The organism is Yersinia pekkanenii (genome assembly GCF_001152565.1).
GTDB lineage: Bacteria > Pseudomonadota > Gammaproteobacteria > Enterobacterales > Enterobacteriaceae > Yersinia > Yersinia pekkanenii.
Map to the genome: position 1 here is coordinate 71,070 of NZ_CQAZ01000008.1, position 13,539 is coordinate 84,608.

Consider the following 13,539-nt stretch of genomic DNA (forward strand, 5'->3'; position numbering starts at 1 on the left):
CCGTCGTGGTAACCGATAGGGTTAAAACCCATCTTGTGAGTGTGCTAACTGAGCAAGCAACATTTGTTCAATCAGTTCACTGCGGCTGATGTTACGCAGCTCGGCAAGACTATTGAGCGCATCGACAGCATCGGCATTAATCTTCAGTTCCACGCGTCGTAAGCCACGTCCTTTATCGCGTCGCAGTTGATTTCGCTTATTAATTCTAAGCTGTTCATCACGGGATAATGGGTTTGTTTTCGGGCGTCCCGGACGGCGTTCATCTGCGAACAGATCCAGCGTGGTGCGATCCGTTTGTTCTTTTGCCATAGGTAGCGTTACTGCAAGGGATTGACATCAGAAAGCGTGACGGAGCCTTGTCTGACGATTCGGTTAACACATTTCAGTTTGAGAGCATAGATAGAACGCATCGAATGACCTATATATCGCAGCCTGAATTTGTATTTGCACCGGTTATAGCCAAGAACAGCGACCATATACCGCAGCAAAATTATAGCGCGCCATAATACCCCAGCCAACTGAGCAACGACAATGCTTTACTGTGATTAGATTGGGTTAATTCGTTCTTTTTTGCACAATTTTTCCACAGGAAATACATTTCTTTTCCCCAGGGTATAAATTTTAATCAACCTACTGGTGCGTAACTCTATTTTGTATCGATAAAACGGTGGATCGCCCGTAACACTGAGTCCGGTTTTTCCGCATGTACCCAATGACCGGTTCCTGCCACGACATGTGCTTTGGCTTGTGGGAACTGACGGGCGATATCATCACGATAGCTGTCCTGAACATAAGGAGACAGTTCGCCGCGAATAAACAAGATGGGATGTGGCCATGCAGGGATCGGCTGCCAGCCAACAATATTTTCGTATTGGTCCCACAGCGCAGGCACATTAAAGCGCCATTCGCCACCCTGAAATGATTTCAGTAGGAACTGGATAACCCCTTCTTCTTTTATAAACTCGCGCATCAGTTGAGCGGCTGCCTGGCGTTGAGTTACCCCCGCAGCATTGACCGCATTCAGAGCGGCAAAAATCTGATCATGACGGCGCACCTGATAATTGACCGGTGCGATATCAATCGCGATCAGTTTCTCTATACGATCAGGGGCAATTGCCGTCAGCGCCATTGCGACTTTGCCACCCATCGAATGGCCGATAATAATCGCTTTTTCTATGGCGAGTTGGTCCATCAGCTCCAGTACATCTTGCGCCATATCCGGGTAATTAACCTGTGGCGAACGGGGCGATAAACCGTGGTCGCGCAAATCAAGCTGAATGACGTGATGGTCTTTTTGCAGGTCGCGGGCCAATACACCCAGGTTATCAAGGTTACCAAATAACCCATGGATCAGAATAATGGGTAGGCCAGGCGTGGGAGAAAGTGCGTTTTGTAAGCGGAAGTTTAATTTCATGGCGAAGTTCATACTGAGAGAAATTCTGGTTAGGGTATCATGCCTGAGCAAGGGTCTGCTGCCCCACAATTATTTGCCTTATCATCAGGTTTATGTGGATTATTGAGTTGCTGCGTGTGGCGTTGGGTATTTATGCGGATATACCATGATAAAGGTACTCGTCAGCGCGCTTTGACTTTATAATCTTTAGATATGCATAAGAAAGTAGAAAACCGTACTGGATAAAGATGAAAACTATTGAACTCGACGAAGAACTTTATCGCTATATTGCCAGCCACACGCAACACATTGGTGAGAGCGCGTCCGATATTTTACGGCGTATGCTGAAATTTACGGCCGGTCAGCCGGTAGCCAGTTTACCCACCCGTAATGATACGGCAAAAGTAGCGACTCCCTCGGCACCACGGGATCGGGTTCGTGCAGTGCGCGAATTGCTGCTGTCCGATGAATATGCTGAACAAAATAGGGCGGTTAATCGCTTTATGTTAGTGCTATCAACACTTTATACGCTAGATGCGCAAGCATTTACCGCAGCAACCGAATCGCTACATGGCCGCACCCGGGTCTATTTTGCCGGTGACCAACAGACATTGTTACAAAATGGGACGCACACCAAGCCCAAACATGTCCCAGGTACGCCATACTGGGTGATTACCAATACCAATACCGAGCGTAAACGCAGCATGGTGCAACATATCATGCTGGCAATGCAGTTCCCGCCGGATTTGGCTGATAAAGTGTGCGGAACTATCTAATTTCGTTGAAACTATACTCTGAATAATTCGAGTTGTAGGCCGCCAAGGCACCTGCAACTGGCAAGATGATGAGTCTATAGGGAGTAGTGACTGTGGCTAATCACCCTCGTGCCGGGCAACCCGCTCAGCAAAGCGATTTGATAAATGTTGCTCAGTTGACATCGCAATATTATGTCTTGCAGCCAGACGCTGAAAATCCGGCCCATGCGGTCAAATTTGGCACATCCGGCCACCGTGGCAGTTCATTACGCCACAGTTTTAATGAAGCACACATTCTGGCTATCGCGCAGGCGATCGCAGAAGTTCGTCACCAACACGGCATTACCGGCCCGTGTTATGTGGGGAAAGACACCCACGCATTGTCTGAACCGGCGTTTATTTCGGTGTTGGAAGTGCTGACGGCGAACGGTGTAGATGTTGTGGTCCAACAAGATAACGGTTTTACACCAACACCGGCTATTTCACATGCCATTCTCTGCTATAACGTGCAGCGTAAAACCTTGGCTGACGGTATTGTTATTACGCCGTCCCACAACCCGCCTGAAGATGGTGGCATCAAGTACAACCCACCGAATGGCGGCCCGGCAGATACTAATCTGACCTCGGTTATCGAAAAGCGCGCCAACCAATTACTTGAGCTGAAATTAGACGGTGTCAAACGTCAGACACTGGATAAAGCCTGGCGCGGCAATCATCTGCGTGAACAAGATTTGATTCAGCCCTATGTAGAAGGCTTGGTCGATGTAGTCGATATTCCTGCTATTCAAGCTGCTGGTCTCAAATTAGGTGTCGACCCGCTCGGCGGGGCCGGTATTGCCTACTGGCAACGCATTGGTGAGCACTATAAGTTGGACTTGACGTTAGTTAATGATTCTATCGATCAAACCTTCCGCTTTATGCATCTTGATCATGACGGGGTGATCCGCATGGATTGCTCGTCAGAATCAGCGATGGCCGGGCTGTTGGCGTTGCGCGATAAATTTGATTTAGCCTTTGCCAATGATCCAGATTATGACCGTCACGGCATTGTGACTCCAGCCGGATTGATGAATCCGAATCATTATCTTGCTGTGTCGATCAATTATCTGTTCCAGCATCGCCCACAATGGGGTGTTGATGTGGCGGTAGGTAAAACTCTGGTTTCCAGTGCGATGATTGATCGCGTCGTGGCTGATTTGGGGCGTAAGCTGGTGGAAGTCCCCGTCGGTTTTAAATGGTTTGTCGATGGGTTACATGACGGCAGCTTTGGTTTTGGTGGTGAAGAGAGTGCCGGGGCGTCTTTCCTGCGCTTTAACGGCAATCCGTGGTCTACTGACAAAGACGGCATTATCATGTGCCTGTTAGCGGCAGAAATTACGGCGATTACCGGCAAAAACCCACAGCATCACTATGATGATTTAGCCCAGCGTTTTGGTGCGCCAAGTTATAACCGTATTCAGGCCCCGGCAACGCAGGCGCAGAAAGAAGCACTGTCCAAGTTGTCTCCTGAGATGGTGAAAGCCAGTACTCTGGCAGGTGACCCTATTACCGCTCGCTTAACCACAGCACCCGGTAATGGCGCATCGATTGGCGGCCTGAAAGTGATGACGGCTAATGGCTGGTTTGCCGCGCGTCCATCTGGCACAGAAGAGGCGTATAAAATTTACTGTGAAAGCTTCCTTGGCGCAGAGCACCGTGAAAAGATAGAGCAGGAAGCGGTAGATATTGTCAGTGACGTATTGGCCGGTAAACAGTAATTACAGCCAAGAAATAGCGCCGCCAGGCGCTATTTCTTGCGGAGAGGTACAAACTAAAAATCAGTGACAGGGTGACTATGACTAATTATTTATAGCGGTAAGGGGGGAGCAATATTATCTATTGAGATAGTATAATGTTTTAAATATGCGGCGTTTGTTTGTGAAACTTAATTAAAACGGTGTAATGAATTTTATTTTTTTAATTTATATTATGAATAGATTACCCCAATGCGACCATCAAAGCACCCGCAGTAATCAGCGCCACCCCTAATCCCGCCACCAGCGAGATTTTTTCACCAAACAGGATGAAGGCCAGGATCACGGCGAAAACCACGCTGAGTTTATCAATTGGTGCCACTTGTGAGACATTGCCATTTTTAATGGCCATAAAGTAGAACAGCCAGGATAGCGCGCCAGCGACGCCACTGAGCACCACAAATAACAGGGCTTTTTTATCTGCCAATACGGCACCGACCAGATTAAATTTACCCTGAACCACGACCACGCCAACCAGAAACAGCGCCATAACCACTGCACGTACTGCGGTTGCGGTATTAGCATCTAAATGTTGCAGACCAATCTTGCCGAAGATTGCCACCAAAGAGGCGGTGAGGGCGGATAACAGTGCGTAAATCAACCAAGTACTCATGATAATAAGATCCGTTAGCATTTAAAAAACTGATGCTACTCTGCCAAACTGTTTTTTCCCAGCATCAATGATAAATCTGTTAGTAAATATATTGTTATAGAATAAAGCGATAACCCACTCCGGTCTCCGTTAGCAGGTGTTTGGGACGGGTGGGGTCGGTTTCTAATTTCTGACGTAAGTGGCCCATATAAATACGCAGATAATGGCTGTGTTCGACATAATTAGGCCCCCAGACCTGAGTGAGTAACTGGCGTTGGGTTATCACCTTACCGGTATTCGCCAATAATGCAGAGAGTAAGCGAAATTCGATTGGCGTAAGGTGTAGGTTTTCACCGGATCGGGTGACCTGACGGTTGATCAAGTCCACGCTGATATCAGCAAAGTTCACCAATGGGCTTTCCTGACTCCCACCGCTATGACGGCGCAAAGCAACCCGCACTCGAGCCAGTAATTCGCTAATACCAAAGGGTTTACTCAGATAATCGTCGGCACCGGCATCCAGTGCGGCCACTTTGTCTTCTTCATTGTTGCGAGCCGATAACACGATAATCGGGATGGCACTCCACTGACGGAGATCCTGAATATAGGTGAGACCATCACCATCCGGCAGGCCCAAATCCAAAATGATCAGATCTGGTTTACGGGTACCGGCTTCAATTAGCCCCCGTTGCAGAGTATCACTCTCAAATACCCGCCAGCCTTCGCTCTCCAGCGCAATACGAACAAAGCGCCGGATCTCTTTTTCATCTTCTACTATCAGGATGTTAGTCGGGGATATAGTCACTTCTCCTCATACCCGTCATACTTCAAGCTGCTTGTGCGTTGGCTGCTTTCGCTCACCCCGGTCACTTACTTATGTAAGCTCCCGGGGACTTACTCAGTTGCCGCCTTCCTGCAACTCGAATTATTTAGGGTATATTATTTTTCAGTATCAAGGTGTTCACTATCAATGTTTTCACCATCAATTTCCGGTGCTTTTTCCAGCGGCAGAGTAAAGCGGAAGCTGGCCCCGCCATCTTGACTTTTCTCAACCCAGATACGCCCGCCGTGTACATCAATAATGGCACGGCAAATGGCTAAACCCAAGCCCACCCCAGGAATTGCTGACTCTTTGTTACCACGGGAAAATTTATCAAAAATCAGTTGCTCCTGCCCCGAGGTAACTCCGGGGCCATTATCCCATACTTCTACCTTGAGCCACTCGCCTTGCACTGTTGCCCGTATCCCCAGCACTGCCTTGTAACCGGCATATTTATGGGCATTCTCTAGCAGGTTGATAAAAACTCGCTCTAGCAGGCTGCCGTCACAGTTGATCAACACCATTTCATCAGGTAATTCGACCTTAATCTGATGATGACTCAGGGTGGTTTCCAACATATGTAACGCGCTGCCGACGATCTCCTCCAGCGACTGCCACTCTTTACGTAGATTAAAACCGCCAGACTGAATACGTGCCATATCGAGCAGGTTATTCACCAACCGGGTGGTACTCAATACCTGCTGGCGTATTTGATTGGCTTGCGGGGCATGGCGCGAACCTTCCGCCGCCAAATCCAGTGTTAGGATCTCTGCCTGACCGAATAATACGGTGAGTGGCGTCCGTAAGTCATGTGACAGTGCGGCCAGCAGTGAGTTACGCAGTTGCTCCCGTTCAGCATCCAGCTTTGCCAGCTCGGCACTGCGTGCCAGATGCAGCCTTTCCAGTGCGTTAGCAATCAGGCTGGTAAAGGTTTGCAGTAAGCGCTGTTGCTCCGGCACCATTAACTGGCGCAGGTTAGCCGGTTCAATCGCCAGTACACCCAAGGTTTGTTTGGATGCGGTCAGCGGCAGTAATTGATAAGGCACCCCAGGCAGGGTATCCGTCCCCGCACCAGCAGGCGCACCTTGGTCAAAACTCCAACGAGCAATAGCCTCATCGACGGAAAGTGTGTTGCCGTCATCGGTGGCGATTTGTTGTAAACGCCCATCCTCTTGTGGCAGTAACAGGTCCGTTTTGGCTTGAAAACTGCTGGAGAGGAAGTGACGGCTGGTTTTGGCAATATCAGCCGGTGTCAGAGCGCGGCTTAACCCCCGTGACATCTCATACAGATGTCTGGCACGTTGCTCGCGATAACGGGCAATTCTGGCCTGATAGCGCACCCCGGCGGTTAGATTACCGACCACGATCCCGACAATCAGCATCACACCAAAAGTCACCAGATATTGCACATCAGTGACGGCCAGTGACCAGTGTGGCTGGACAAAGAATAGATCGAAACTGGCCACGTTGATAAATGCTGCCAGCACCGACGGCCAGCGACCATAGAACAGGGCAATGATCACCACACCGAGCAGATAACCCATCACCAGGTTTGCCTGATCGAAACCGGGTATTAGCCACTGTGACAATAGCGTGATCAATGCGCACAAGCCGATGGCGGCGACACAGCCGCGCAGTTGCATACGCCACTTTTCAGTGAAGGTACGCGAGTCACTTTCTTTTACCGTACTGGTGGTGCCATCACCTTCCAGTGCAATAATCACCAAATCCAGATCCGGCCCCAGTTTACCCAGACGATCAGCAAAGCTGCTTCGTAGTTTCCAACGTTTTTCTGCCCGGCGGCCAATAATGATTTTACCCAGATTGTGTTCACGGGCATAACGCAGTACCGCCCGCTCTTCACTGGGTTCTGACAGGGTGGCTGTTTCTGCCCCCAACTCTTGCGCCAATTTAAGGGTTCGCAAGATAGCCCGACGTTTAGCTTCCGGCAGGCCATGCAGGCGTGGGGTTTCCACATACACCGCATGCCAGATACAGCCCAGCCGGGCAGCCAGTCGGGCCGCAGTTCGGACCGGTTTTTCGTTACCGCTGTCATGACCAATACATAATAAAATAGCATCACGGGTATGCCAGACACGTTCGCGGCCCTGAGTGTCACGGTAGGCACGCATTTGGTCATCAACCCTATCTGCGGTACGGCGCAGGGCCAGTTCGCGCAGGGCGATTAAATTACCTTTACGAAAGAAATGCTCGATGGCGCGTTCTGCCTGACCGGAGATATAAACTTTACCTTCATTCAGACGCTGGCGCAGGTCATCAGGGGGGAGGTCAACCAGCACCACTTCGCTGGCTTCATCAAACATATGGTCGGGTACCGTTTCCCGCACTCGGATACCGGTCACGCCACCCACCACATCATTCAGGCTTTCTAAATGCTGCACATTGACTGTTGTCAGCACATCAATACCGGCATCCAGCAGTTCTTCGACATCCTGCCAGCGTTTGGGATGGCGGGAGCCGTGGGCATTGCTGTGTGCCAGCTCATCCATCAGGATGAGCGCCGGATGGCGAGCCAGCGCAGCATCCAAATCAAACTCCCGCACCTGACGGTTACGGTGATGGATTCGTTTCTGCGGCAGAATGGCTAATCCTTCTAACAATGCGGCGGTTTCGCTGCGTCCGTGAGTTTCTACCACCCCAACCAGCACATCCAGCCCCTGCGCCCGTAGGCGCTGAGCTTCTTGTAGCATGGCGTAAGTTTTACCCACTCCGGCGCAGGCGCCAAAAAAGACTTTCAACCGCCCACGCGACTTTTCATTGGCGGCCGCGAGCAGGCTATCGGGGTCCGGGCGGGTTGGTTCTGCATCCACCATGCTATGTCCTTAAGATTTTACTGGTTTGGCCGGTACTGTTACGTGACTTTGGGCATCCAACGCCATATTCAGGTTCAGCACATTGACCACTGATTCACCGAAGAAATTAGGTGTCGCTTTTTGCAGGTTACTATCAATTAACTGTTTCACTTCAGACAACGGCATCTGGCGTACACTGGCAATCCGGGGGGCCTGATAATAGGCCGCTTCCAGTGAAATACTGGGATCAAGACCACTGCCGGATGCGGTAACCAGATCAACCGGTACCGGGCCGGTTTGGGTCGGGTTAGCCTGACGCTGCAATTTAACGCGTTCACTGATGGCTTGATCCAGTGCTGGGTTGCTGATAGCCAGATTACTGCCGCCTGAGGCCATTGGATTATAAGGCATATCTGCCGTTACCGATGGGCGACCAGCAAAATAACCCGGTTGAGTAAAGTTCTGCCCTAGCAAGGTGGAGCCGACCACTTCATCACCCAGCATGGCCAGTGAACCCTGAGCTTGCTGAGGAAATATTAACTTTGCCAGCCCAGTAGTCAGCAGAGGATAAGCGACCCCAGTGATAAGTGTCAGTAATATCAGTAAAACTAAAGCCGGTCGCAGGTATGACAGACTTGCTGTGGAGGGCGATGACATATCTTTTATTGATGACATAAGGTTTGCCTCTTCAATTAGTGCTTAAAACCGGCCATCACCCAAAGAGGCAATGGCCATTACGGTACTTTCAACTCATCATCAGGGCGGTCAGCACCAGATCGATCAGTTTGATACCAACAAAGGGCACCAATAAGCCGCCCAGACCGTAGATCCACAAATTACGGCGTAGCAGGGCCGCGGCACTCATCGCTTTATAGCTAACACCCTTCAGAGCCAGTGGGATCAGGAACACAATCACCAGCGCATTAAAGATAACCGCCGACAGTATTGCCGACGCGGGTGAGTGCAACTGCATCACGTTCAGGGCATTGAGCTGTGGATAGGTAGCGGCAAATGCTGCCGGAATGATGGCGAAATACTTGGCGACGTCGTTGGCGATACTGAAGGTAGTCAGCGAGCCTCGGGTCATTAGCATTTGCTTACCGATATGTACCACTTCGATAAGCTTGGTCGGATTCGAGTCCAAATCCACCATATTGCCTGCTTCCTTGGCGGCTTGTGTCCCGGAGTTCATCGCCACGGCGACATCAGCCTGTGCCAGCGCTGGGGCGTCATTGGTGCCGTCACCTGTCATTGCCACTAACCGGCCCTCCGCCTGATACTGACGAATTAACGCCAGCTTGGCTTCCGGTGTGGCTTCGGCCAGAAAATCATCGACCCCCGCTTCGGCAGCAATGGCGGCCGCAGTCAGGCGGTTATCACCGGTTATCATCACTGTCTTGATGCCCATTTTGCGCAGCTCGGCAAAACGTTCTTTGATGCCGCCTTTCACGATATCTTTCAGTGCCACCACACCCAGCACTCGTGGCCCATCGGCGACCACTAATGGCGTACCACCGCTGCGGGCAACACTTTCTACCGCATCCTCTACTGCCCGTGGGAAGTGGCCTTGATTGGCTTCCACATGGCGGCGGATAGCATCCACCGCGCCTTTGCGGATCATCCGGTCTTGCACGTTTACGCCGCTCATGCGGGTTTGCGCCGAGAAGGGGACAAAGGTGGCATTCAGGCTGTGCAAGTCTCGTTCACGCAGATTAAAACGCTGTTTGGCAAGGACCACGATACTGCGGCCTTCTGGTGTTTCATCAGCGAGGGAAGAGAGCTGCGCGGCATCTGCCAACTGTTGCTCGGTGACACCGGGAGCCGGTAAAAACTCAGACGCCTGGCGGTTACCGAGGGTGATGGTGCCGGTTTTATCTAACAGCAACACATCAACGTCACCAGCCGCTTCCACAGCACGCCCGCTGGTGGCAATGACGTTTGCCCCTAACATGCGGCTCATCCCGGCAACCCCGATGGCAGACAGTAAGCCACCGATAGTGGTGGGGATCAGGCAAACCAGCAGCGCCACCAATACGGTGATGGTGACCGGATTACCGGCGTGGTTAGCTGCAACACTGAAAATCGAAAACGGATACAGGGTGGCGGTTGCCAATAAAAAGACGATAGTCAGCGCGATTAACAAAATGGTCAGTGCCACTTCATTGGGTGTCTTGTGCCGTTTCGCGCCCTCAACCATGGCGATCATTCGGTCAAGGAAGGTTTCACCGGGGTTCACACTGCACTCAACCACCAGCCAGTCTGACAGCACGCGAGTACCACCGGTGACGGAGGAAAAGTCCCCCCCGGACTCGCGGATAACCGGTGCCGATTCGCCCGTTATGGCACTTTCGTCCACCGATGCACCGCCCTCCCGTACTTCACCATCACATGGCACAGTGTCACCGGCTTCGATCAACACCACATCGCCTTTGCGCAAACTGTCGGCAGAGACTTTCTCCTGCGGTGCATCAAAGCGCGCTTCCGACAGTTTTTTAGCCCAACTGGTTTTTTTCACCCCCCGCAGACTTTCGGCCTGCGCTTTGCTACGCCCCTCAGCCAATGCTTCGGCAACGTTGGCAAATAGCACGGTAAACCACAGCCACAGGGCGACATTACCGGTAAACATGGCACTACCGGTGGTTTGGCCGCTTAATATTGCCAGCCAAATCAGGGTGGTTAGCCAACTGCCCAGGTAGACCACGAACATCACTGGATTACGCCACTGGACGCGCGGGTCCAGTTTTTTCACAGCATCAATAAGCGCAGTACGAACCAGTGCGGGTTCAAAAATCGCGCGTTGTTTGCGGGTCATAATTATTCTCTCTTCTTTGGTAATATAATCAGCGTGTTAACCAAATTTGCAGATGTTCCGCAACCGGGCCTAAGGCCAGTGCTGGGATAAAGGTCAATGCGCCGACCAGCAACACCGTACCTACCAGCAAACCAATAAACAGTGGCCCGGCGGTTGGCAGGGTACCGTTACCGGCAGGTTGTCGTTTCTTCGCCACCAGTGAACTGGCAATGGCCAGCACCGGCAGAATTACGCCAAATCGCCCGAAGAACATCGCCGCAGCCAACAGCAGATTATAAAAAGGTGTATTGACACTCAGGCCAGCAAAGGCGCTGCCGTTGTTGTTTGCCGCAGAGGAGAGGGCATAGAGCACTTCACTAAAACCATGCGCGCCGGGGTTGAGTATTCCCGCTCGCCCTGTATCGGTGCCGAGTGCCAGTGCGGTACCCAGCAGTACGATAGCCGGAGTGACCAGAATGGCCAGCGCGGTCATTTTCATATCAAATACGTCGATTTTCTTGCCGAGATACTCAGGGGTACGGCCAATCATCAACCCGGCAATAAAGACCGTTAGCAGCACGAATAACAGCATGCCGTACAAACCGGAACCGACGCCGCCAAACACCACTTCACCTATTTGCATCAGCCACATTGGCACCATGCCACCCAAGGCGGTAAAGGAGTCGTGCATGGCATTCACCGCACCACAAGACGCAGCAGTGGTGACCACGGCGTACATGCTGGTCGCCAGGATACCGAAGCGGGATTCCTTACCTTCCATATTGATATTGCTATCAGCACCCAATTGGGTTAAATGCGGGTTACCGGCCAGTTCGGCGTACATCACCACCACCACGGCCACCACAAAAATCAATGACATGGCCCAGATAAGGGCATGGCCTTGGCGGTTATCCCCGACCACTTGACCAAAAGCAAAGCACAGTGCACAAGGGATCAGGAAAATCGCCAGCATCTGCACAAAGTTGCTGAAAGCCGTCGGGTTCTCAAAAGGATGGGCAGAGTTAGCACCAAAGAAGCCGCCCCCATTGGTCCCCAGCATTTTGATGGCTTCCTGCGATGCCACCGGCCCCATTGGCAGCGTCTGTTTTACCCCTTCCAGCGTGGTGATATGCAGGTAACTATCCAGATTTTGTAATACTCCCTGACTGACAAAAATCAGGGCGATGATCAGTGCAATCGGCAATAAGACATATAAGGTGATACGCACCAGATCAATCCAGGCATTACCCAGAGTGGCCGCAGAATGGCGGGCAAAGGCACGGATCAGCGCAAAAGCGACGGCGATACCGGTTGCGGCAGACAGGAAGTTTTGTACCGTCAGTCCGGCCATTTGGCTCAGATAACTGAGCGTATTTTCACCGCTGTAGGCTTGCCAGTTAGTATTGGTCACGAAGCTGACTGCGGTATTCAGTGCCAGATGCCATGACATGCCTGGCATATTTTCAGGGTTCAGTGGCAATGAACCTTGGGCCATTAACAGCGCAAACAGCAACACAATTCCCAGCAAGTTAAAGCAGAGGATTGCCAGCGCATATTGCCAGCCATTCATCTCCTCAGTTTTTACCCCACTACAACGCCATAAACCTGCCTCGACTTTTTGTAATGGGGCAAAGGGTTCACCTTCGATAAGGCGGGCCAAAAAACGTCCCAATGGACGGGACAGCACCAACAACACCAGCATGAAGCTGGCAATGAGCAGAAATCCTGACGCTGCCATTTAAAAGTCCTCCGCGTTAAACAAGGCATAAACCAGATAGCCCAGAAGCAGCAGGACCAACAGCGCACCACTAATGATGCTGAAACTCACGATACACCTCCACAGCGCTTATTTTTGATAACTCAGTTTTTGATAACTCAGTTTTTGATAACAACAGCTTAGGAAGTTGTAAGAAAAGTTCTTGATAAAAAAATGGGAAAGAGTGTAAAAAAAGTATAAAAATGCTCAAAAAATAACCTAAAAATGCGTGTAAATTAGTCAGTGGCGATATGTGGTAGTAAATTGAGTGAGCAGAATGGGTATTTTCTGGGGAATTACATTCAGTCTTCTAACTCACCAATTACTGGTAACGCTAGTGCAACACAGTACAAGGTTAAGTTAACTTGCTTGTAACAAAATTACAGAATTGGTGGTTTTTTTCTGTTTTTATGTGATTGGGTGGTCGGATGAGTGGTAAAGTTTCAATCAATGCGGTAAAATTTTGTCCAGTTTTCAATTTTGTTTATTTTACTTTCAACGCCAAGCGGTAATAGGCCCATGGTTAATTAGGGCTAACTGTCTGTTACACCACGGCGTTTTAAAGGAGGATCATTATGTCCATGTACAATGCATACCCATTACATCAGGTTCTCTTGCGCCGTAGCGCCGTGATCCTGATGGGTACACTGGCGCTGCCAGTGATGCTTTTTCGTAAAGATCGTGCCCGTTTTTATAGCTACCTACACCGTGTCTGGGCGAAAACCAGTGATAAACCGGTCTGGCTGGCGCAGTCTGAATTGGCGGCGCAAGATTTTTATTGAGCTAAAAGAATAATTCGACGCAAGGCCCGTGAACATCATATGTT

12 protein-coding genes are annotated in these 13,539 nt (G+C 50.7%); 3 read left to right on the forward strand and 9 right to left on the reverse strand.

Going from position 1 to position 13,539, the window contains the following annotated elements; all coding sequences use genetic code 11:
* Window positions 1–21: 21 nt before the first annotated feature.
* Window positions 22–309 (reverse strand): LexA regulated protein, encoded by a 288-nt coding sequence (ybfE, locus tag AEP37_RS05735; RefSeq protein ID WP_049611180.1) that lies wholly within the window; start codon window positions 307–309, stop codon window positions 22–24.
* A gap of 337 nt (window positions 310–646) precedes the next feature.
* Window positions 647–1,414: an esterase gene (gene ybfF / locus AEP37_RS05740; protein ID WP_049611183.1), complete on the reverse strand. Its 768-nt coding sequence runs from the start codon at window positions 1,412–1,414 to the stop codon at window positions 647–649.
* Between the two features lie 227 nt (window positions 1,415–1,641).
* On the opposite strand from ybfF, the gene seqA reads away from it, so the two are divergent.
* Window positions 1,642–2,169: a replication initiation negative regulator SeqA gene (gene seqA, locus AEP37_RS05745; RefSeq protein WP_049611186.1), complete on the forward strand. Its 528-nt coding sequence runs from the start codon at window positions 1,642–1,644 to the stop codon at window positions 2,167–2,169.
* 92 nt (window positions 2,170–2,261) lie between these two features.
* Entirely contained in the window at window positions 2,262–3,905 is a 1,644-nt protein-coding gene (gene pgm, locus AEP37_RS05750) for a phosphoglucomutase (alpha-D-glucose-1,6-bisphosphate-dependent) (protein ID WP_049611189.1), read from the forward strand.
* Window positions 3,906–4,125: 220 nt separating this feature from the next.
* Here the strand turns inward: pgm and AEP37_RS05755 are convergent, their stop codons facing one another.
* The 7 genes from AEP37_RS05755 to AEP37_RS05785 form a co-directional block, all read right to left on the reverse strand.
* Window positions 4,126–4,554, reverse strand: coding sequence for an EamA family transporter (locus tag AEP37_RS05755; RefSeq protein WP_004875614.1), 429 nt, complete (start codon window positions 4,552–4,554; stop codon window positions 4,126–4,128).
* A gap of 94 nt (window positions 4,555–4,648) precedes the next feature.
* Window positions 4,649–5,338, reverse strand: a complete 690-nt coding sequence (kdpE, locus tag AEP37_RS05760; RefSeq protein WP_049611192.1) for a two-component system response regulator KdpE — start codon at window positions 5,336–5,338, stop codon at window positions 4,649–4,651.
* Between the two features lie 134 nt (window positions 5,339–5,472).
* Complete coding sequence (gene kdpD / locus AEP37_RS05765; protein ID WP_049611195.1) at window positions 5,473–8,187, reverse strand: two-component system sensor histidine kinase KdpD; 2,715 nt, start codon at window positions 8,185–8,187, stop codon at window positions 5,473–5,475.
* Window positions 8,188–8,196: 9 nt separating this feature from the next.
* On the reverse strand, window positions 8,197–8,841 hold the full coding sequence (gene kdpC / locus AEP37_RS05770) for a potassium-transporting ATPase subunit KdpC (RefSeq protein ID WP_049611198.1): 645 nt from the start codon (window positions 8,839–8,841) through the stop codon (window positions 8,197–8,199).
* 70 nt (window positions 8,842–8,911) lie between these two features.
* The gene (gene kdpB, locus AEP37_RS05775; protein WP_049611200.1) at window positions 8,912–10,978 is read right to left on the reverse strand and encodes a potassium-transporting ATPase subunit KdpB; all 2,067 of its coding nucleotides are present in this window, start codon (window positions 10,976–10,978) and stop codon (window positions 8,912–8,914) included.
* A 28-nt stretch (window positions 10,979–11,006) separates the two neighbouring features.
* Window positions 11,007–12,695 (reverse strand): potassium-transporting ATPase subunit KdpA, encoded by a 1,689-nt coding sequence (gene kdpA, locus AEP37_RS05780; RefSeq protein ID WP_049611203.1) that lies wholly within the window; start codon window positions 12,693–12,695, stop codon window positions 11,007–11,009.
* Window positions 12,696–12,785 (reverse strand): K(+)-transporting ATPase subunit F, encoded by a 90-nt coding sequence (locus AEP37_RS05785; protein WP_032907040.1) that lies wholly within the window; start codon window positions 12,783–12,785, stop codon window positions 12,696–12,698.
* A 503-nt stretch (window positions 12,786–13,288) separates the two neighbouring features.
* On the opposite strand from AEP37_RS05785, the gene AEP37_RS05790 reads away from it, so the two are divergent.
* Window positions 13,289–13,495: a YbfA family protein gene (locus AEP37_RS05790; protein ID WP_049611207.1), complete on the forward strand. Its 207-nt coding sequence runs from the start codon at window positions 13,289–13,291 to the stop codon at window positions 13,493–13,495.
* Window positions 13,496–13,539 lie beyond the last annotated feature (44 nt).